This is a genomic window from Methanothermobacter sp. KEPCO 2, from assembly GCF_041228365.1.
In the GTDB taxonomy this organism is placed as follows: Archaea; Methanobacteriota; Methanobacteria; order Methanobacteriales; family Methanothermobacteraceae; genus Methanothermobacter; species Methanothermobacter marburgensis.
Window position 1 is genome coordinate 1,534,808 of the sequence record NZ_CP166185.1, and the last position, 20,240, is coordinate 1,555,047.

Annotated in this window: 17 protein-coding genes; 7 read left to right on the plus strand and 10 right to left on the minus strand. The window is 52.1% G+C overall.

Features of this window, described 5'->3' with window-relative positions; all coding sequences use genetic code 11:
* Position 1 precedes the first annotated feature (1 nt).
* Positions 2–3,280 carry a DNA polymerase II large subunit gene (gene polC / locus AB9H23_RS08170; RefSeq protein WP_370005986.1) on the minus strand — a complete coding sequence of 1,093 codons (3,279 nt, stop codon included), beginning with the start codon at positions 3,278–3,280 and terminating at the stop codon, positions 2–4.
* 123 nt (positions 3,281–3,403) lie between these two features.
* On the opposite strand from polC, the gene AB9H23_RS08175 reads away from it, so the two are divergent.
* The 4 genes from AB9H23_RS08175 to nrdD all read left to right on the plus strand — a co-directional run bounded on the left by AB9H23_RS08175 (position 3,404) and on the right by nrdD (position 8,398).
* Positions 3,404–3,562, plus strand: coding sequence for a preprotein translocase subunit Sec61beta (locus tag AB9H23_RS08175; protein WP_013294958.1), 159 nt, complete (start codon positions 3,404–3,406; stop codon positions 3,560–3,562).
* 11 nt (positions 3,563–3,573) lie between these two features.
* Positions 3,574–4,923: an adenylosuccinate lyase gene (gene purB, locus AB9H23_RS08180; protein ID WP_370004752.1), complete on the plus strand. Its 1,350-nt coding sequence runs from the start codon at positions 3,574–3,576 to the stop codon at positions 4,921–4,923.
* 103 nt (positions 4,924–5,026) lie between these two features.
* Positions 5,027–5,929 carry a hypothetical protein gene (locus tag AB9H23_RS08185; protein ID WP_370004754.1) on the plus strand — a complete coding sequence of 301 codons (903 nt, stop codon included), beginning with the start codon at positions 5,027–5,029 and terminating at the stop codon, positions 5,927–5,929.
* Positions 5,930–6,082: 153 nt separating this feature from the next.
* A complete protein-coding gene (nrdD, locus tag AB9H23_RS08190) occupies positions 6,083–8,398 on the plus strand; it encodes an anaerobic ribonucleoside-triphosphate reductase (protein ID WP_370004755.1) in 2,316 nt (771 codons plus the stop codon).
* A 276-nt stretch (positions 8,399–8,674) separates the two neighbouring features.
* Here nrdD and AB9H23_RS08195 read toward each other — a convergent pair whose 3' ends face one another.
* From AB9H23_RS08195 to AB9H23_RS08225, 7 genes are all read right to left on the minus strand, one after another.
* On the minus strand, positions 8,675–9,526 hold the full coding sequence (locus AB9H23_RS08195) for a hypothetical protein (RefSeq protein WP_370004757.1): 852 nt from the start codon (positions 9,524–9,526) through the stop codon (positions 8,675–8,677).
* Positions 9,493–9,777, minus strand: a complete 285-nt coding sequence (locus tag AB9H23_RS08200; protein WP_370004758.1) for a hypothetical protein — start codon at positions 9,775–9,777, stop codon at positions 9,493–9,495. Before AB9H23_RS08200 ends, AB9H23_RS08195 begins: the two co-directional genes overlap by 34 nt.
* A 4-nt stretch (positions 9,778–9,781) precedes the next feature.
* Entirely contained in the window at positions 9,782–10,291 is a 510-nt protein-coding gene (locus tag AB9H23_RS08205; protein WP_370004760.1) for a UGSC family (seleno)protein, read from the minus strand.
* 14 nt (positions 10,292–10,305) lie between these two features.
* On the minus strand, positions 10,306–11,880 hold the full coding sequence (lysS, locus tag AB9H23_RS08210; protein ID WP_370004762.1) for a lysine--tRNA ligase: 1,575 nt from the start codon (positions 11,878–11,880) through the stop codon (positions 10,306–10,308).
* A 95-nt stretch (positions 11,881–11,975) separates the two neighbouring features.
* The gene (gene thiC, locus AB9H23_RS08215) at positions 11,976–13,277 is read right to left on the minus strand and encodes a phosphomethylpyrimidine synthase (protein WP_370004764.1); all 1,302 of its coding nucleotides are present in this window, start codon (positions 13,275–13,277) and stop codon (positions 11,976–11,978) included.
* A 221-nt stretch (positions 13,278–13,498) separates the two neighbouring features.
* Positions 13,499–14,428, minus strand: a complete 930-nt coding sequence (locus AB9H23_RS08220) for a carbohydrate kinase family protein (protein ID WP_370004765.1) — start codon at positions 14,426–14,428, stop codon at positions 13,499–13,501.
* Positions 14,429–14,500: 72 nt separating this feature from the next.
* Complete coding sequence (locus AB9H23_RS08225; RefSeq protein WP_370004767.1) at positions 14,501–15,355, minus strand: LysR family transcriptional regulator; 855 nt, start codon at positions 15,353–15,355, stop codon at positions 14,501–14,503.
* A gap of 131 nt (positions 15,356–15,486) precedes the next feature.
* On the opposite strand from AB9H23_RS08225, the gene hxlB reads away from it, so the two are divergent.
* Positions 15,487–16,071 (plus strand): 6-phospho-3-hexuloisomerase, encoded by a 585-nt coding sequence (gene hxlB / locus AB9H23_RS08230; RefSeq protein WP_370004768.1) that lies wholly within the window; start codon positions 15,487–15,489, stop codon positions 16,069–16,071.
* 51 nt (positions 16,072–16,122) lie between these two features.
* Here the strand turns inward: hxlB and fdhD are convergent, their stop codons facing one another.
* Complete coding sequence (fdhD, locus tag AB9H23_RS08235; protein ID WP_370004769.1) at positions 16,123–16,875, minus strand: formate dehydrogenase accessory sulfurtransferase FdhD; 753 nt, start codon at positions 16,873–16,875, stop codon at positions 16,123–16,125.
* A 130-nt stretch (positions 16,876–17,005) separates the two neighbouring features.
* Between fdhD and nuoE the strand changes: the two genes are divergently transcribed.
* The gene (nuoE, locus tag AB9H23_RS08240; protein WP_370004771.1) at positions 17,006–17,455 is read left to right on the plus strand and encodes an NADH-quinone oxidoreductase subunit NuoE; all 450 of its coding nucleotides are present in this window, start codon (positions 17,006–17,008) and stop codon (positions 17,453–17,455) included.
* Between the two features lie 10 nt (positions 17,456–17,465).
* The gene (locus AB9H23_RS08245; protein WP_370004773.1) at positions 17,466–19,328 is read left to right on the plus strand and encodes an NADH-ubiquinone oxidoreductase-F iron-sulfur binding region domain-containing protein; all 1,863 of its coding nucleotides are present in this window, start codon (positions 17,466–17,468) and stop codon (positions 19,326–19,328) included.
* Here AB9H23_RS08245 and moaA read toward each other — a convergent pair.
* Positions 19,319–20,236 carry a GTP 3',8-cyclase MoaA gene (gene moaA / locus AB9H23_RS08250; protein WP_370004775.1) on the minus strand — a complete coding sequence of 306 codons (918 nt, stop codon included), beginning with the start codon at positions 20,234–20,236 and terminating at the stop codon, positions 19,319–19,321. The genes AB9H23_RS08245 and moaA overlap by 10 nt on opposite strands.
* Positions 20,237–20,240: the final 4 nt, after the last annotated feature.

Here is a 20,240-nt window from a genome sequence, read left to right on the forward strand (position 1 = left end):
ATTAGAGGAATACGTCTAGGGAGCTCTGCTTTGACCTGTCACTCTCAAAGAGGGAGTTCACACCGTACTCCAGTATCTCTATCCTCTGCATGAGGTAGGGGTCTATGGGGTACCTTGATGCGAGGTTCTTTGATATTTCAAGGTACTTTATAACCGAGCCCTTTGAGACGGTGAGGACGAGGTTACCCCCGCACCGGCACTCCCCGCTGAGGGGTATGCGGCGGTACTTGCGGTTACACTTGGTGCACCTCACCTTCTGCCTTGAGAATGCCCTGATGTTACCCATCATATCAGGGAGGAAGTGGGACATGAGGACCCCCTCAACCACAGCCCTCTGGTCCACGGCCCTTATCTTCTCTGCGAGGCTTATCTGGGATTCCACCTTCTCCTTCATGGTGGGGAGTAACTTGTAGAGGCACACCTTGGGCCCGGCATGTATGCTGGAGGTGTTATGGGAGAACATGAGTCCACTGTACTGTTCGGGCTTTCCGAGGCGCTTTTCAACGTTATCTATAACATCAAGTACATCTGTCGGTTTAGCATGCTCAAAACTTTTCTCATAGACCTCAAGGGGTATCATGTCCATTGCATCTATGTTGTGGGATTCATCATCGATCTCCTCGGGGTCTATCCTTGTTGAGAGAACGAGGGGGGCATCCATGCTACCCCCACGGGTGCTCGGGAGGTAGGACTTTGAGAAGTTGAGGAGGGCGTCCAGGAGGAGCATGACCGAGTCCTCGTCGCTGTCACAGTTCCTCCTCTTGGCTGAATGGAAGTAGGGGTGGGCGTAGCATGCAGAGGCCTCTGTGAATCCTATAATCCTTCCAAGGACCGCCGCGGATGTATGGGGGGCTAGACCAGCTATGAGGTGCCCCACAAGGTCATCCCTTGTTTTAACCTTGTAGAACCTTTCAAGGCCATAGAACCTTTCAAGGAGGTCATCAACGAAACCCGCGACCCTTACAAGGTAATCGGCGCAGTTCTCTGATATGACCACGTCCTGGACCTTGAGTTCAAGTATCTGGTCCTCCCTCTCAAGTTCCTCCCCATAGCAGTCGTGGGTGTATCCGAGTTCGCGCAGTTTACTGACAGGTACGCCAACCTCCCTGGGGGTGAAGTGTGTGAGGGGAAGATCGGTGGAGTCATGGCGGATTGTCGCATCCTTGAATGTGTATACGTCGTTCTTGGCCCTCAGTATGCCCTTCTCAAGGGGCTCAGGGAATTTATCGGCGGATATCATCCCCTCAACCCCCTTTATCTCATCCATTTTACGGACAGATACATTTTCACCTGCCCTTTTAAGGAGGGATGCAAGGTTTATCTTCCTCTTCCCGGGTTCACCTATCACTGTCCTTGAACCACAGCTGGGGCATATGGACTGCATTGAACTGACCCTGCATGATGGACAGGTGGCCCTCCCCACCTCAACCACAATGGAACCCCTCTTTGCTGCATCAGGTATGTTACGCCGGCTTCCACCGTACTTTCCTATTGGGAAGAGCACATGGGGGGCGGGCCTCATTTTGCGTTCCTTGGTCTTCTCTGGCCGACCGACACGTGTACCTATGTAGGTGGGGGCCTTCTTCATTATCCTGACACCCGAGACCCTGTTAAGGGCCTCCAGGGTGTCATCTGAATCTTCAAGGGGCCCCCTGAGGGTGTTGAGGAGTGCGAAGGCGTCATCGAATTCAATGATAACCCCTGATTTCTCCTGCCTGTGTGGCACACCAAGTATTTCCAGTATTCTCTTCTCTGGTTTAAGGTCCAGGACCAGTTCATCCTCTAATCTGCCGGTGTTTAACCATTCCCTGAGCCTGTTGAGTTCCTCAACAGTCACGTCATGGTAGAAGTAGGTGTAGCGTGGATGGAGGGGCACACCGTACTCCTCTGAAATCCTGAAGGCCTCCTCAGCCCCAACCCTGAGGTCATTCCAGTTGTACCTGTGGCGGGCGAGGTTCAGGGGGTCGCTCTCAGGGTAATCCTCTGATGAGAGCAGGGTCTGGATCCACCACTCCTCGCACCAGCCTGCGGGCATGAGGACGTGGTTGTTCCTGAGGAACTCCCCGAAGGCAACCAGCATGTCCCCCAGGAAGAGTATCTCCTCAACCTCGGGTCGCACCCGCCTGGCGGTCTCAACATCCTCAACCCTGATGACGTCGCCGTTCCTGAGTTTAACTATGGGGCCCTCTATTGTATCCACCGGGACAACGCAGTTTCCCTTACCTGGCCTTTCAATTTTCATCTGGGTCCCCACCGCCAGAAACTCCAGCAGCTCCATGGTGGCGGGGTGAACCCCCATTGCCGCAAGCCCCGTGTTCCGTGATCTCCCATACCTTAACCTGAATGCCCCCTTCCTTGAGGGGTAAGCCAGAACGGGCCTGCCGCCAATTATATCCTCCACGTATTTGCTGTCGGCCTTCACAACAACCTTATCTTCACCTTCATCCTTCTTGGGGGCCTTTGAGAACTTTTCAAGCCAGTCCCAGCCCTCAAGTTTTAACTGCCTGGCATATTTGAGTACCTTTGGGGCCTTCTGTATGACCCCCTCAACCATGGCGAGGAGGGCCCCGCCACGTATGTTGTTTGTCTCAACCCTCTCAAGATCCCTGTGGGATACCTCCACCTTGTCTGTTGGTTCCCCCGTAACCTCCACAGGGATGTTGCTGGCTGCAAGGCGCACCTCATCTGGTTTGGGGCTGTACTGGAGGTTTGTAACCTCTGATTCGTAGAGTTCAACCTCCTCCACGTATCTCTCTATCTCCCTATCGATGGGTTTGTACCTGTCAAGGTTTATGGCGAGGCGTATGTAATCGGCTATGAGGACTGAAAGGGCTGCTGCGGTACCCCCGGCACTCCTTATGGGTCCTGCAAAGTAGACTGCGAGGTACCTTGAACGGTCGAAGTTCTCCTTTATCCTGACCTTAGCTATACCCTCAAGGGGGGCCGCCACCACACCCTCTGTCAGTATTGCAAGGGCGGTTCTGAGGGCCTGATCTGCAAGCCTCTCCCTTTCAGCAGGGTCATCATCAGGGACGGGCTGGGATGCTATCTCTGCAGCTATCTGGAACGCAACCTCTTCACGTCCCCTGTCCCTTTCAAGTTCCTTTATCCTCTCAGCTATACCTTCAGGACCCACGAGCCCCTCAACACGTTCAGCAAGGTCCTTGGCCAGGGGTATCTCAGGCTTTGTGCTAACATCAAGGCCCCTAGCCCTGGCTTTTCCTGCAATTTCATAGAGGCGTTCAGTCTCCCTTTCAAGCTCATTGAAGTAATCAATCATGGTCAATCACGCATCCACAGGGGTGCAGTTCCTCCTTGTTCTCCGACTGTAAACTTAAACTTATATTATATGGTACTGTCAGAGATATAATAGATTATCTATCGATACTCATGGTGATTTTTCATGGCAAAGAAGGATAAAAAGACACTTCCACCAAGTGGAGCGGGCCTTGTAAGGTACTTTGAAGAGGAAACGAAGGGACCGAAACTCACACCTGAACAGGTCGTCGTGATGAGCATAATACTGGCGGTATTCTGCCTTGTGCTCAGGTTCTCTGGTTGAGGAGTGTTAAAATGGCCATTCATCCTGTTGAGTTCAGGTACGGGACCCCTGAAATGAAGGCTATCTGGGAGGCCGAAAACAAACTCCAGCGAATGCTCGATGTGGAGGCCGCCCTTGCAAGGGCAGAGGGTGAACTGGGTATCATACCAGAGGAGGCTGCAGCCGAGATCGCAAGGAAGGCCAGCACAGCTTTTGTTACTCCTGAAAGGGTTAACGAAATCGAAAGGGAGACAAAACACGACATAGCATCCATTGTGAAGGCCCTGGCAGAGCAGTGCGAGGGGGATGCAGGGGAATACGTGCACTTCGGTGCAACATCCAATGACATTGTTGACACCTCCAACTCCCTCCTCCTGAGGGAATCCATAGATGTTCTGAGGGATAAACTGGTTGAGGTTTTAAGGGTACTCCTGAAACTGGCAGATGAGAACAGGGACCTGGTGTGCATGGGGAGAACCCACGGCCAGCATGCCCTCCCAACAACCTATGGCATGAAATTCGCACTTTGGGCAGATGAGATACACAGACAGATTGAGAGACTTGACGCCTGCAGAAAAAGGCTCTGCGTGGGCATGATGACCGGTGCCGTTGGCACAACAGCCGCCCTGGGCGAGGATGGCCTCGAGGTCCATGAGAGGGTATCTGAGATCCTTGGACTTGAACCTGTCCTCATATCCAACCAGGTTGTCCAGAGGGACAACCATGCAGAGTTCATAATGGTCCTTGCAAACATAGCCACAACCCTCGATAAGATAGCCCTGGAGATAAGGAACCTCCAGCGGACGGAGATAATGGAAGTGGGTGAAAAATTCGACCCTGAGAAGCAGGTAGGAAGCAGCACAATGCCCCATAAGATGAACCCCATAACAGCTGAGAGGATCTGCGGTATAGCAAGGGTTATAAGGTCCTATGTTGTGGCTGCACTAGAGAACAACCCCCTCTGGCATGAAAGGGACCTCACAAATTCATCCTCTGAGAGGATAATCCTCCCTGAGGCCTGCATACTCACAGATTACATACTTAAACTGACACTTGACGTGCTCAACAACCTGGTGTTCTACCCTGAAAACATAAAAAGAAACCTTGAGCTCACAGGTGGCCTTATAATGGCTGAGAGGCTCATGGCGGAGCTCACAAGGAGGGGCATGGGTAGGCAGACAGCATACGCCGCTGTACGCCAGTGCGCCATCGAGGCAAACCGGAGGGGAATGAACCTCAAGGACGTGGTCCTTGAAAGGAAGGATATCATGGAGCACCTTACAGAGGATGACCTTGAGGAGATAATGAACCCTGAAACCTACACCGGTTCAGCCTCAAGAATAGTCCAGCGGGTCCTTGAGGAGTCAGAGAACTGGCTCTGAACCATTCATGGATTATAGGGGAATGATGGTGTTTAATACACCGAAATAAAGTTTTCATAAGTTTTATATGTTTCATGACCACATAGATATGGCCGGTGATAATATGCAGCCAAAGGAAATAAAATCTGTAAGGGTTGTCCCCTACACCATTATGAACTCATCGCTAGGGGCAGTATGGGCATTCCTGTTCGCCCTCCTGATCCTGATCTTTGCCGGTGCAATAGGGTCAGTACTTCCAGCTGAAATGAAAGTGTTGAAGGGGTTGATCACTGGAATATCAGTTGTTGGACTGGTTGTTTTGCCTGTTGGAGCGTTCCTGCTTGGCATAGTAGAATCATTCCTGAGGGCATTCATTTACAACGGCCTCACGCCCCGCCTTGGAGGTATCAGGCTCAGCTTCATTGACATGGAGAAGATAGAATCATTTGAAATCGTGAACACAGCACTCATACTCTCAGCAGTCAGCGCCATCCTCACATTAATATACCAGCTCCTGGTATCCCCCCTTCAGTGGGTATTCTTCAACGCAATCCTCAGCATTGCAAGGACTGTTGAACCATCAGCAGCATCAAGCATGGCCGCAGTTGGATCTGCAACGGCACTTGGTACCGTGGTCAACATTGTCATAACACCCATAATGACATTCATAGTTGCCTTCATAGGAACAGCCATTGTGCTCCTCCTCTACAACTTCCTCTCAGGGAAGATCGCAGCGATAAAACTGAAACTCACAGAGACCGGCGATGGCTTTATGAGCATAGACAGGATAGAGGCCATACCACTTGGACTCATAACAGGGTCAATTTCTGCAGTTATAGGCCTCATCATAGGGATCATAACATTCATAGTTTCAGCCATCGGGGGGGACTACGTCACAGGGCTAATTTTACTGGTGATTGTAACCATCGGGGCATTCCTTTATGCCTTCATAGTCTATGCACTGACAGCACTGTTCTACAATGTCCTGGCACCAAGGATAGGGGCCGTGCAGATAAGAATGGAGTAGAAACAACCCTTTCTTTTTCTTTTATACGAACAGTTTCAATGCTTAATACTGGAACGAACTAGCCAGTCCTAAGCTTGCCGCATCCATTTTATAGGGCTTTGAACATATAATTAACTGTAATGATTACTTTAAAAGGAGCTATATGGTGATCCTGTGATTGATGATTCACGTCTTCTGGCTGCCATACCAACAAAGGCAGAAACATGTGTCCTGAAAAATAATGGCATAAGGGAAAAATTCAGCCATGAAAAACTTGTAAAATCCCTCCTGAACCTGGGGGCCAGCCTATGGACCTCCGAAAATGTGGCCTCAGAGGTTGCAAGGTCAGTTTACAATGGAATAACCACCAAGGAGATAAAGATCCTGGTTTATGATGCCCTCAAGAAGGTTGATGAGGAACTGGCAGACAGGTACCTTGCAGCCAACAGAATGAGGGTGAGAACATCCAGGGACAGGATAGAGACCTTCGACCAGAAAAAGATTGAGGACAACCTTGTAAGGGAGGCCGGGGCCTCTGAGGAGGTTGCAAGGGAAATCGCATCTGATGTCTGGAGGGAACTCAAGAAACTCAACGTGGAGTACCTCACAGCCCCAATGATAAGGGAGGTCGTGAACACCAAACTCATAGAACACGGCCTTGAAACCCTCCGGAGGAGGTACACACGTCTCGGGATCCCTGTCTACAACATAACAAACCTCATAGAGAACGGCTCCAGGGACAACGCCAACATGATCCACAACCCCGAGACCGTCCACAAGTACGTGGCCGACGAGGCCCTCAAGCAGTACGCACTCCTCCACATACTCCCATCCAGGCTTGCAGACGCCCACATGTCGGGGGACATACACATACATGACCTTGAATTCTTTGCTGCAAGGCCCCTTAACTGTCTACAGCATGACCTCAGGCTCTTCATAAGGCACGGCCTCCGTGTGGACGGTACAGGTGACCATACCTCGGTGGCAGGACCACCAAAGCACTTGGAGACACTCATGAACCATGCAGGGGAGATAATGCTGGCATCCCAGCAGAACATGTCAGGGGGCCAGGCAATGAGCCTCTGGAACGTCTTCGTGGCACCCTTCGCCTCTGGACTTCCCTATGAGAAGATCAAACAGGCGGTCCAGATGTTCATATTCAACCTCAACATGGCCTACGCTGCAAGGGGCAGCCAGGTGCCATTCACGAGCATAAACCTTGAGTTCGGGGTCCCTGAGTTCCTTGAGGATGAACCAGCCTATGGACCCAGGGGTGAGCACGTGGGTGTGTACGGTGACTTCGCAGAGGAGGCGAGGTTACTGACAAGGGCGTTCACGGAGGTCCTCCTTGAGGGGGACGCAGACGGCAAACCCCACCTCTTCCCCAACACCATCTACACCATAAGGCGGGAGACACTGAAGGGCGAATTCCATGAGGAACTTGGACTGGTCCATGAACTGGCATCCAAGTACGGGACAGCCTACTTCATAAACATGCTGGCAGATTACCGGGGTGAGATGGCCAACTACATGGGCTGCAGGACAAGCCTAGCAGATAACTGGACAGGTAACTGGGAGGAGGACTGCCTAAGGACAGGTAACCTTGCCTACATAACCCTGAACCTCCCAAGGGTGGCATACCAGTCCAGGGATGACGATGAACTCTTCGAGTACCTTGATGAGTACATTGAAATGGCGGTGGAGGTCCTGAAGATAAGGAGGGAACAGGCACTCCACTGTCTGGATGACTACCACCTTCTACCATTCCTCTCCCAGGAGATAGATGGTGAACGCTACTACAGGATAGAGAATGCCACAATGAGCTTTGGATTCACAGGACTCAATGAGATGCTGGAGTACCACCTGGGCTCCGGTATAGCGGACCCTGAATCTAACAGGTTCGGCCTGAAGGTTGTGGAGCACATAAATGAACGCGCAGCTGAACTCAAGAAGGAGACAGGCTGGAGGTGGAGCGTGCTCCAGACACCTGCAGAGTCCACTGCCCACAGGTTCGCGATGCTGGACCATGAGCACTACCCTGAGGAGGCGGTGCTCCAGGGTACCAGGGGGGCATACTATTACACCAATTCAAGCCACACACCCGTGAATGCAGAGGTGGATATTGTACAGAAGATAAAGATCGAGGAGAAGTACCACCCCCTCACACCGGGAGGCCACATATTCAACGCCTGGCTCGGCGAGGCAAAACCCGACCCCGCTGCCCTTGAGGGCCTCACAAGGAAAATCTGCAGGAGTAGTGACATAGGATTCTGGGCCTACAGCAACGCCCTTAGCTTCTGTCTCAGGTGCAAGACCCTCATGAGGGGGCTTCAGGACTCCTGCGCCCGCTGCGGTGAAAGGGATGATGTTGAATGGTATGACAGGATCACAGGTTACGTGCAGCAGGTTGGAAGGGCCAAGTCCTCAAGCGGCGGCTGGAACAGGGGTAAACAGCAGGAACTTCTGGATAGAAGGAGAATAAACATCTGAGCCTGACTTGCTCAGTTCTCTATCCAGAAATGTATTTTTTCTGTCTGCAATTTTCTTTTAATTGAATTTCTTGCAAATTTGAAGAGCTTTCTTTTTAATCAGCACCTAAAGTCTTCCTGAAGCTCCCTGTATCGGAGTCTTCAGTGTCTGGCGATAAATAGTATGGTTTCCCTTTCTGAGTATTTCATCAGATGGAAGTACCAGTTCCCTAAGAGGATTGCTGGTTTAAATGCAGAAAAGTAAGTAGAATGGAGGTTTTGTACTGAATTATACCATTTAATCTCCAGTGAACCTCACAGGCACCGTCTGGGACTCCGATGATCCTCCAAAACCGTGGGCTATCATGGTGTGTCTCCCGGGTCCCCCGGCAACCACCAGGATTACATCCTCGGGACCTCTAGTTATATGGACCATCCCATCTGTTACGAGGTCCTCATCCAGCTTCCTCCCTCCACGGTCAGCCAGGCGAGCCTCCACGGTTGCATTTTCATGTATATAATTTTTAACATCCTCCCTGGACCATCCATGGGATGCGACGGTCTCTGCATGCTCAGGGCTCATTATAACCAGTAGCTCCCCTGGGACGTGGCTGTTGTTGCAGCCGGCCGTCGATGCGGTGTGCACGATGGTGTCAAGGAGGTCCTCGGGGGTCCTGCTCCTGTGGTCATTCACATTGTGCGGCGCCTCAACTCCAATCACGGTCACTGCGCTCTCTTCAGCGCCGAAACCCCTCTCAACGTGCAGGGGCTCCCAGGGGCTTTCATCCTCATTCTCCGCGAAGCAGTAGCTGTACTTTGCAGGTGAACCCATAGTGGCATGGTCACCCACCCCGGGCACCGCACCTGCAATGTTGATGAGGGAGAGCCTCAGGGCACGCCCGAGGGTGGCACAGGCAAGGTTACCTGGTCCAAGGCACCCCACACCTGAGTTGAAGCCGAGTTCCTCTGCAGCTGGGCCGTTTACCAGGACAGCAACAGCCACAGGGTGTGTTGTGGCGTTTATACCTGCAAGGTTGAATTCATCCCGTCCGACACCCTCGATGCAGGCCTCTATGAGCGGCATCATTGGGGGTATGCAGCCGGCCATCACCGCATTCACCGCCACCTTCTCAACGGTGGCGATCCCCATCCTCGGGGGAGTGTGGCTATAACGTCCTCTGGTTTCCTGGGGGTGTATCTGTAGAATTTCCTGACACGGGCCTCTGTGGGCGGTATGATGGGGAGTCCATCGGTCATCCTCTTCTCATAGAACTCCAGGCTGATCCTCTCGGGGTCAGGGTCGACCATGACCTTCATATCCTCGGGGGATGAGCTGCACAGTCTTTCATCCTCCAGGAGGTCCTCTATGAGGCATCCGCATGATTTATCGATTTTAACCAATCTATCACCTCAGATGGTCCAGTATGGAGGGTATCAGTTTCTCAGCCTTTTTCCTCACAGCTTCGGGTTCCAGACCCGCTATGGGGTGTTCCACCTCAACTATTCGAAGACCGGGCATGCCGTGGGCTGATGCCAGCCTCCTGGCGTATTCACTGAAGTGGTCTGAGCAGATGGAGATGGTGGGGACGCCCATACCCTCCAGGCGGATGGCGTCAAGGATCACCCATGTGGTGCAGGAGCCACAGTCGCCCAGGGCAAGGATGCAGAGGTCACCCCTGGCAGCCCTCTCTATCTGTTCAGCCTCTGCTGGGGCACCTGCAGGTTTCTCTGACCAGATAAAGTTGAAGCCACTGAGCTCTGATTCCAGAGTTCTCAGTATGATGTCTGCACCGGGCTTTGTGTTATCAAAGAGTGATATGGTCCTGGCATCACCTATACTGTTAACGGGGATCTCCTCCATGCTGGTGTCTGCCAGGGGGTCCATAACCTCCCTTTCAATGATTTTCACCTTCATCTGACCACCAACTGTCAGGCCTTCAAGCGGAGCCTTTTTACCACGAACTCCCTTTCAAGTGAAAGGAGGAATGATGCAGCCCTTGGACCCATCTTCTTACCTATCAGAACCTTATATATGGCCTGGAATGCCTTCTGGGGTTTTAGCCCATGCTTTCTCAGTATGCTGTACATTTCGTCGTGGAGCTCCTCCGGGCTCATATCCGTGGACTCAAGGATATCTGCAAGTTCCTCTAGGAACCTCCTCTGGGGCTCTGAGAGTTCAACCTGGGGGAGTTCGTCCTGGACATGGAACTTCACGAAGTCCGGGGCATAGAGTTTGAGCCAGTTTTTAACATTTTCAACCCGTTCCGTAAGCTGGGTTAACTGCTCCTCTGTTAAATCTTCAATTCCCTTATCCATGAACTCATCTGGAAGCTGTGAGTTCCTTTTGAGGATACCGTAGAGCCTTTCAAGGTCGTCCCCGGCGATCTGGTAGGCCACGGTCATGAAGCGGTAGGATGGCCTCAGCGGGAGATCAGGGCCGTCTATCATTGAGACCCGGTAGATCCTCTTGAGTTTCTGCTCCTCCTTCTCTGAGGCAGCCTCCTCCATACCATAGTAGATCCTCTCTGTCCGGTCGAACTGGTCCATGAGGTCAAGGAATGGCATGTCAGGGTTGAAGTCCTTGTGTTTCATGGGCTTGCTCCGGAATATGAAGTAGTTGAGGCTCTCGGGGGGTCCTATCTCAAGCCACTGGCCTGGTGTGAAGAATACGCCCCTTGACTTGGACATGGCCTCTCCCCGGAGGGTTATCCACTCATAGGGGACCGGGTAGGGGGCAGGGTAATCGAATATCTCCTCTGAGATTATGCTGCTCACGTCATATGAGCCGCCGCTTGCGGCATGGTCCTTACCGAAGGGTTCGCAGGTGACTCCGAGGATCTTCCACCTCGCGGCCCACTCAACCCTCCAGGTGATTTTACCGAGCCCTGACTTTATGTCCATCTCCCCATCAAATCCACAGTCACAGCGGTACCTCACTGTGTCCCCGCTGAAATCATATGCCTCTGTTGTGTTCACACGGCCGCACCTCTCACAGATGGGGTTGTAGGGGAGCCAGTCATCCCGTAGGGGCCTTTCCCTGAACCTGTTGAATATCTCCCTTATCTCACCGGCCCTCCTCAGGGAGGTTCTTATGTAGTCGTTGTAGACTCCCTCGGTGTACATCCGGGCCCCTGAGTGGTGTTCGACCCTTATCCTGAACCTTTCAAGGGCATCCAGGAAGGGCTTCTGGAAGTGTTCCACGAAACTCTCGCAGCAGCCCTCAGGGCAGGGGATCATGGAGTAGGGCACTCCCAGGTACTTCTCGTAACTTTCTGGGAGGGGATAGGGGACCTTTCTGAGGGGGTCATGGTCATCTGCTATCCAGACGGTCCTTGATCTGAACCCATCCTTTTCAAGTGACTTTGATATTGAGCTTGCTATGAAAACGTCGCAGGAGTTTCCTATGTGTATCGAGCCTGATATGGATGTTCCGCTTGCAACAACGTGCTCATCAACATCCCTGTCCTTAAGTTCATCGGCTATCCTTTCAATCCAGTGCTTCAAGAAGATCACCTGTAAAAAGCGTGATAGAATCAGTGCAGTAAAAAAATGTGTAACTTCAAAATATATTAATTCTTCTCTAAAAAAAGGAGTGGGGTTCAGTCGAAGATCCTGGTATCTGCACTGTCAAGCCACTCGTTGACAATCTTAACAGCGCAGTACTCACCGCACATGGTGCAGGTGTCTGGATCCTCAGGCGGACGCTCGTCCCTTATGCGCCTTGCCTCTGCAGGGCACATGGCTGCATCGAACTGAGCCTCCCAGTTGAGCTTCTTACGGGCGTTGGCCATTTCAAGGTCCTTCTCCCCACTGTGGATTCCCTTGGCCATGTCACCCACGTAGGCCCCGATCCTTGTTGCAATGACCCCCTCCTTCACATCGTCAGGGTAGGGGAGTGCAAGGTGCTCTGCAGGTGTAACATAGCAGATGAAGTCCGCACCTGCAGCCGCAGATGCAGCGGCACCTATTGATGAGACTATGTGGTCATAGCCGGCCCCTATATCCGTGACTATTGGTCCCAGCATGTAGAATGGGGCCCCACGGCAGAGTTTCTTCTGGAGTATGACGTTGGCCTTTATCTCATTGAGGGGTATGTGGCCCGGCCCCTCAACGATGGTCTGGACACCGGCCTCCCTGGCCCTGTCGATGAGTTCACCCAGCACTATGAGTTCCTGGACCTGGGCACGGTCGGTTGAGTCTGCAATGGCACCGGCCCTCATTGCGTTGGCCATGGACATGACAAAGTCGTGTTCCTTGGCTATCTCCAGTATGTAATCGAAGTTCTCATAGAGGGGGTTTTCCAGTCCGTTTTCAACCATCCAGGCTGATACGAAGGCCCCTCCCCTGCTCACAAGGCCACCCTCACGGCCCTGCCTCTTGAGTCTCCTGAGGGTCTCCCGGTTGACACTGCAGTGTATGGCCATGAAGTCTATACCATCCTTTGCCTGCTTCTCAATGGCTTTGAACATGACGTCCTCGTCCATGTAGATGGCAGCGCCCTCCTTCCTTATGGTCTCGATGGCTGCCTGATACACGGGCACGCTTCCAACGGGTATGGGTGAAAGGTCCAGTATGCGTCTCCTTATCTCGTCGAGGTCTCCCCCCACTGAGAGCTCCATGAGGGTGTCTGCCTTGTTTTCAATGGCAACACGGGCCTTTTCCTCCTCCATTTCGAAGTCCACGATGTCGGTGGATGTCCCTATGGTGGCGTTGACCTTGGTCCTTAAACCCTCACCTATACCTACAGGGGCAACCTCGTCCCTGTTCAGGTTGCTGGGGATGGCTATTCTCCCAGTGGCAACTCCTCTTCTTATGAATTCTGGGGTGACATTCTCCGCCTCTGCCACCGCCTTCATTTCTTCTGTTATAACACCTTTTTTAGCTTCATCCATTTGAGTCATACAATCACCGTCTGGTTTGACCCTTTAACCCGTGCGGGTATGATTGGGATCAGCTGGAATGAGATTCATGCGCATCTTATATTGGTCCAATCCAGCTATAAAAACTATGGGGTTTTAATTTTCTTAATAAAAATTCATGGCCTCTGATGTCAGGGGATCTTCATTTAGAATATTGGAACATTCATACTTTATCTGAACCAACGGGGGCCTGTTCTGCTAAATCATATTGGGGGGTCATAGCCCCAGTGCCTCTTAAAGCGTCTCACAGCAGATTCCAGATCTGGAATGTTTGTCTGGGTCCCCTCCTCCTCGACTATGAAGGATGCAACTGCGGAGGCAAACCTGCCACAGTCCATGAGATCTGCACCGGCAAGGTAGGCCCTCATGAACCCTGCCCTGTAGGAGTCACCGGCCCCTGTGGGATCGGCAGCCTCCCTGGGTATTGCATCGATTTTAATGACCTCATCGGCATAGATAATACTTCCATCCCTGCCGTAGGTCTTAACCACAACATCCGGACCCATCTCTATGAGGCCATCAACATCAACCTCCAGTCTGGAGCATATGCGGTCTATCTCGTGGTGGTTGCCGAAGAGGATGTCGCATACCCCCACAGCCCTCTCAAGCTGGCTCCTGGAGTACATGTGGAGGTCCTGTCCGGGATCGAAGGATATGGTCTTCCCCAGTGACCTTGCAAATTCACCGCACCTGCAGTTAAATGAGGGGTCTCCGGTTGCAAGGTGGACCGCCCTGGCAGATTCTATTACTCTGCGCGGTATCTCGCTCTCCCTGAACTGCGTCGCGGCACCCCAGTAGAAGTAGCTTATCTGGTTGTGGTCGGCATCTGTCATCACAAAGGCAGTGGGTGTTGTTTCAGATTTCACCACAATCATGGAGCTTATATCTATGCCGCTGGCCTCAAGGAGCCTCCTGTACTCTGATCCCTCAAAGTCGCCTCCAACGGCTGATACAAGTGATGTTCTAAGCCCCAGCTTTGACCCCACCAGGGCGACGTTTGCTGCAGCCCCACCATGGAGGTTCCTCATCCTCCTTATGGCCGTTGATGAGTTGGGTTCGGGAAATTTATCAAGCTGTATTATGTAGTCAAAGGCGGTATGTCCAACAGCAAGAAGGTCTCTGTCTTCATTCATGGAATCACCCTGAAAATATAAATTAACTCTGCCACGGCGACTTATAACATCATTGATTATTCGTTAAACAGATCAGTGTAGCGGTTCAAAACCCGCCTCCCCAACAGCCTCCTGGCCCTCCCCCCTTATGAAATCCATGAATTCCTCAACCCCTTCACTTTCCCGGCAGACCACGGCACTTATAACGTGCCTGGTCTCATTCTTGAGGATTTCAGAGCCACTGAACTGGCTTGCACTGAGGAATGTCCTGAGTTCCTGCTCGTTTTTGACTATCCTCTGGGCATGGTATGGGGACCGGACCTCCCTCACAATTTCAAAACTGACACCGGAATCTGAGAGCACCTCCCAGGCCAGCCTCTGGGCTGAACCTTTAACGCCAACGAATGATGAGCCATCAAGTTCCCTCATGGTTCTTGCATCGCCACCCACAAGCACCAGGTGGTCATATGCAACCGGTAAGAAATCGAGACCCCTCTGGTAGGCCTGCAGGGGATCGTCAAGAAAGATCACATCAGGCATGCTTCTTTCTGCAAGGTGGAAGAGGTCAGCATCACAGCATGAAAACAGGGATGCCTCCACTCCGAACCTCTCAATGAGGACCTCGGCAAGGTTTGATGAGACATAACCCGCCGCAACCATGAGCCTTCCTGACCCACTGAGGACTTTCAGGTGGCGCAGGTAGGTTCTGAGGATCTCCATACCCTCCGGTGTGAGTTCTGATCCTGCACCACTGCTTTTTACGAGTTTAACACCCAGGAGAGATTCCACCCGCAGAACCCTCCTGTTTAAAACCTGTGGTGTCACACCAAGTATCCTTGCAGCCTTCCTCTGGGAGAAGGTTTCCCCGATTACACGGAGGGTCTCAAGGAATCTGTGGTCCAGTTCATGGCCGTTGATCTTCAGTCCAGGGAGGGGTTCAATATCCATGGGGATACCTCTAATCTGGGTGAATTTCCACCCCTTAACATCATCCCGCCTAGAGCATGTGGGCAGCTGGCTGGAATTATTTTTTACTCTTTTATATCTCATGATCCATATATTAGATTACAGGTGTTGCAATGATAATGAGAGAGGCCATCAGGGATATAGTGGATAATCTACAGAAAATGGAAAGGGAGATTGACGCCGAAACAGTTGATAGATTCATAGACACCCTAACATCCGCAGGAAACGTCTTCGTGCTTGGACTGGGGAGGTCGGGGCTAGTTGCAAAGGCCTTCGCCATGAGACTCATGCACCTTGAGATAAACGTCTTCGTGGTGGGTGAGACCATAACACCCGCAATAAATGAGGGTGATGCACTGATTGCAATATCAGGTTCAGGGAGGACAAGCTACATAGTCAGCGCTGCCAGAATAGCCAGGGAGAGGGGTGCCCAGGTCGTTGCTGTAACCTCACATCCAGAATCAGAACTTGGGGTGATAGCTGACCTCACAGTAACCGTGAGGGGCAGGACAAAGATTGATGGTGAGAAGAACTACATGAAAAGGCAGATACGGGGCAACCATCACTCAAGGACACCGCTGGGCACACTATTTGAGATATCAGCCCTTGTCTTTCTGGACGGCCTCATAGCTGAACTCATGCACAGGCTTGATAAGAGGGAGGAGGACCTCAACGAGAGGCACAGCGTTTTTGAATAAAATCTGGTTTTGAAGAGGGTATCTGAAATGATCAGAATCAGCGGCAATACCCTAATCAATTATTATCCTCTCAGGGTGGCTGTATATGTTGAACCTTCTTCCCCTTACAAATCCAAGCATTGTAAGACCTGTCTTCCTTGCAGCGTCATAGCCTGATGATGTTGGGGCGGCGTTCGATGCTATTATGGGAACCCCTGCACGCACAACCTTTATAAGCATATCTGCGGGCATCCTGCCACTGTAGACCATGAAACTCCTGGAGAAGTTAACACCGTCCATGGCACCGGAGCCCAGGGCCTTGTCAACCGCCACATGTCTGCTAACATCCTCAAATACCCTGAATTCATCCCCGGTCACAAGGGCGGCAACATGCGTACCTCCAGTCATCCTCCACACGGTCGCTGCCTTCACCATACGCCTGAACGCATCGAATATGTCCTCAGCCCTCACCCTAAGGTCTGAGTCAACTGGCTCCACCATCTCAACCCTCTGCCTCCATCCACCGAAACAATCAGAGCCCATCACAAGCTCACGCCTTATTTCAAGGTCCTCTGATTCTATCTCAACGTCGATGAGGTTCTCTGTGATATCCATGGACCTTATATCATCCACCGAGTCCACGAGTCCCTCGCCGAGAAGGTAGCCTGTTGCGAATTCCTTAAGGGCAGCGGGACTTGCAGTGAAGCGCTGCTCCAGACCCCCATTTATCCTGATACGCACCTCAAGGTCATTTACGATTCTTTCAGGGACCCTCCGCATCCCATCATCCACACGGAACGCCTCAACCTCTCTGTAAAGTGACATTCATCCACCACCTCTCATCTAAAAACATATATTTCCCCTGGTTTAACAGTTAAACAGATGTTTAATCATTCATCCTAATTAATATGAATGCGACACTAGAATGGATCTCACATTTAAGTGGAGGTTTCTGATGGATAAGGAATTGAAGAGGATATTTTCTGGCTACACAGGCCATGCCTCGGAGATCATACCCATCCTCCAGGATATTCAGGATGTCTACGGCTATCTGCCGGAGCATGCCCTGGAGGAGGTTGCTGGTTTCACAGGGGTCAGTAAAACACATGTATACGGGGTTGCAACCTTTTATGCCCAGTTCAGGTTCAAACCAAAGGGAAGGAAGCACATAATGGTTTGCACCGGAACAGCTTGCCATGTAAGTGGGGCCGAACAGGTCCTGGATGCCCTTGAGAGGCACCTTGGCATCGGTGAGGGGGACGTCACAGAGGACATGGAGTACTCCCTGGAATCTGTGGGATGTATCGGCTGCTGCTCCCTGGCTCCTTGTGCCATGGTGAACAATGAGGTTGTATCACGCATAAAGCCATCAAGGGTAAGCAAAATTTTCCCAAAAAAGTCTTAGAGTGTTTAAAATGTTTGAAGATACTGCAGGAAGGGCACTGGAGGAATACCTGTCCCTATTCAGGGACGAACCGGTGATATTCCTGGGTTCAGCAACCTGTGGAAAATCCGCGGGGGCTCATGAAATAGAGAGGGTATTGCTTGAGAGGGCCTCTGAGCTCTCAGTTGAATGCAGCATTGTACACACCGGCTGCATGGGCCTCTGCTACGCCGAACCCATGGTTACCGTATTCAACGGGAATACCCGTGGCGCCATCTATGGACCAGTGAACAGGAGACTTGCAAAGAGGATAATTCAGGAACTCGCTGATGGTGAGGAATCCTCAGCCCTTGGTCATGTTAATGTGGCCTTCAATGGTGACTCATTTGAACCATCCTACAGCATTGACTTCATGGAGAAACAGTCAAGGAGGATACTCAGAAGATGCGGCCTCATAGACCCAGAGAACATAAACCATTACCTGGCGACAGGGGGATACAGGGGCCTCCTCAGGGCACTGGAGATGGAACATGAGGATATCATTGAAGAGGTGAAGGATTCCGGGCTCAGGGGCCGTGGGGGGGCAGGATTTCCCACCTGGCTCAAGTGGAGCCTCTGCCGCCAGGAGGAATCCGATGTGAAGTACCTGGTATGCAACGCCGACGAGGGCGACCCGGGTGCCTTCATGAACCGTTCACTCATAGAGGGGGACCCCCACTCCCTCCTGGAGGGGATACTCATAGCATCATATGCTGTGGGTGCAGAGAAGGCCTACATCTACTGCAGGGCAGAGTACCCACTTGCCCTTGAAAGACTGAGAACCGCAATGTCTGAACTCCGGGATCTAGGACTCCTCGGCGAGGACATCCTGGGCTCTGGGTTCAGCCTTGATATAAGCATAAAGGAGGGGGCAGGGGCGTTTGTATGTGGAGAGGAGACTGCCCTCATAGCATCCATTGAGGGTAAAAGGGGGATGCCCCGTACCAGACCACCATTCCCAACAACAAGCGGCCTCTGGGGGAGGCCAACTGTTATAAACAATGTGGAGACACTTGCAGCTGTCTCAATGATAATGCAGCATGGCCCAGAGTACTTCAACAACCTGGGGACGGAGGGGAGTCCCGGGACCAAGACATTCTCCCTTGTGGGGGATGTGAGGAGAACCGGCCTCATAGAGGTTCCCCTGGGCACAAGCCTGAGGGAGGTCATCCATGATATTGGTGGGGGTGTAAGGGACGGTGAGCTCAAGGCCGTCCAGATAGGAGGACCATCAGGCGGATGCCTCCCGGCCGAACTTGTTGACACAGGCATAGACTATGATTCACTGACATCTGCCGGTGCAATAATGGGTTCAGGGGGGCTCGTGGTTTTATCTGACCATACATGCATGGTTGAACTTGCAAGGTACTTCCTTGAGTTCACTCAGCGGGAATCATGCGGAAAGTGTGTCCCCTGCCGTGTGGGTACAAGGCAGATGCTCATGATACTCAATGATATAGTCGAGGGCTCAGGAAGAGAGGAGGACCCGGAGATCCTAAGGGACATCGCAGAAACCGTCAGGGCAGCATCCCTCTGCGGCCTGGGCCAGACATCCCCAAACCCTGTTCTAACCACCCTCAGGTACTTTGAAAACGAGTACCGGGACCACATAAACGGAAAATGCACCGCAGCATCATGCAGCCAGCTCATGCACTACCTCATAGAACCGGAAAAATGTGACGGGTGCATGGCCTGCCTGAAAACATGTCCTGCAGACGCCATTGAGGGTTCAAAGGATGAGGTGCATGTTATAGATCAGGAGAGTTGCCTCAAGTGCGGGTCCTGCCTCGACACATGTAAGAGAGACGCTGTTCTCAGGGTTCCAGGCCCATACTCCCCGGCCAATCAGGACTGATAGTAGGGAGACCTCCTTCTGATGGCCTCAAGAAAGAGTTCACGGAGACCCTCAAGGTCACCGGAGCTGAGGGCTTCCCTGGTGTCCACCAGGTTGTCATTCCGGAGGAGGCATGGCTTCAGCTTCCCATCAGGGGTTACCCTCAGCCTTGTACAGTTTGCACAGAACCTCGTGTTGTCCATGGGCCTCACAACCTCCACCTCCCCATCCCCGATGAAGTACTTCTTGCGGTCCTGCATGAACTTCCTGGTCATTATACGGTCAGCCATCTCTGCAAGTTCAGCCTCAATGGGGGTTATGTCGCAGTGGTACCTCTCCACTCCATTATCAGGGCAGCTGTCGGTTTTCAGGAGTTCTATTATCTGCAGCACCGCACCCTGCTGGCGGCAGAACTCAAACATGTCCCATATTTCGTGGTGATTGACACCCCTCAGTATCACCATGTTTATCTTGACAGGGTCGAGGCCAGCCATAACGGCACCTTCTATTCCCGCCTTAACCCTCTCAAGGTAGTCCTTCCTGGTTATGAACCGGTAGGTTTCAGGGTTGAGGGTGTCGAAGCTTACATTGACCCGGTCAAGCCCGGCATCCCTCAGGGGGACACTGAGGTCCTCAAGGAGGGTCCCGTTGGTTGTTATGGAGATATCCCTGAATCCGATACTGTTTATCCTCTCGACTATCTCAACAATATCATCCCTTATGAGGGGCTCGCCACCTGAAAGCCTTATTTTCTTCACACCAAGGTCAGAGGCCACCCTGCATATGTTCTCTATATCCTCTGGGCTCATCTCCTCGTCTGAACGCACGATTCCGTCCCGGTGGCAGTAGATACAGCTGACATTGCAGCGCCCCGTTACAGATATTCTCAGTGATACCAGCGGTCTTCTGTGGTTATCATGGACCTGCATTCTC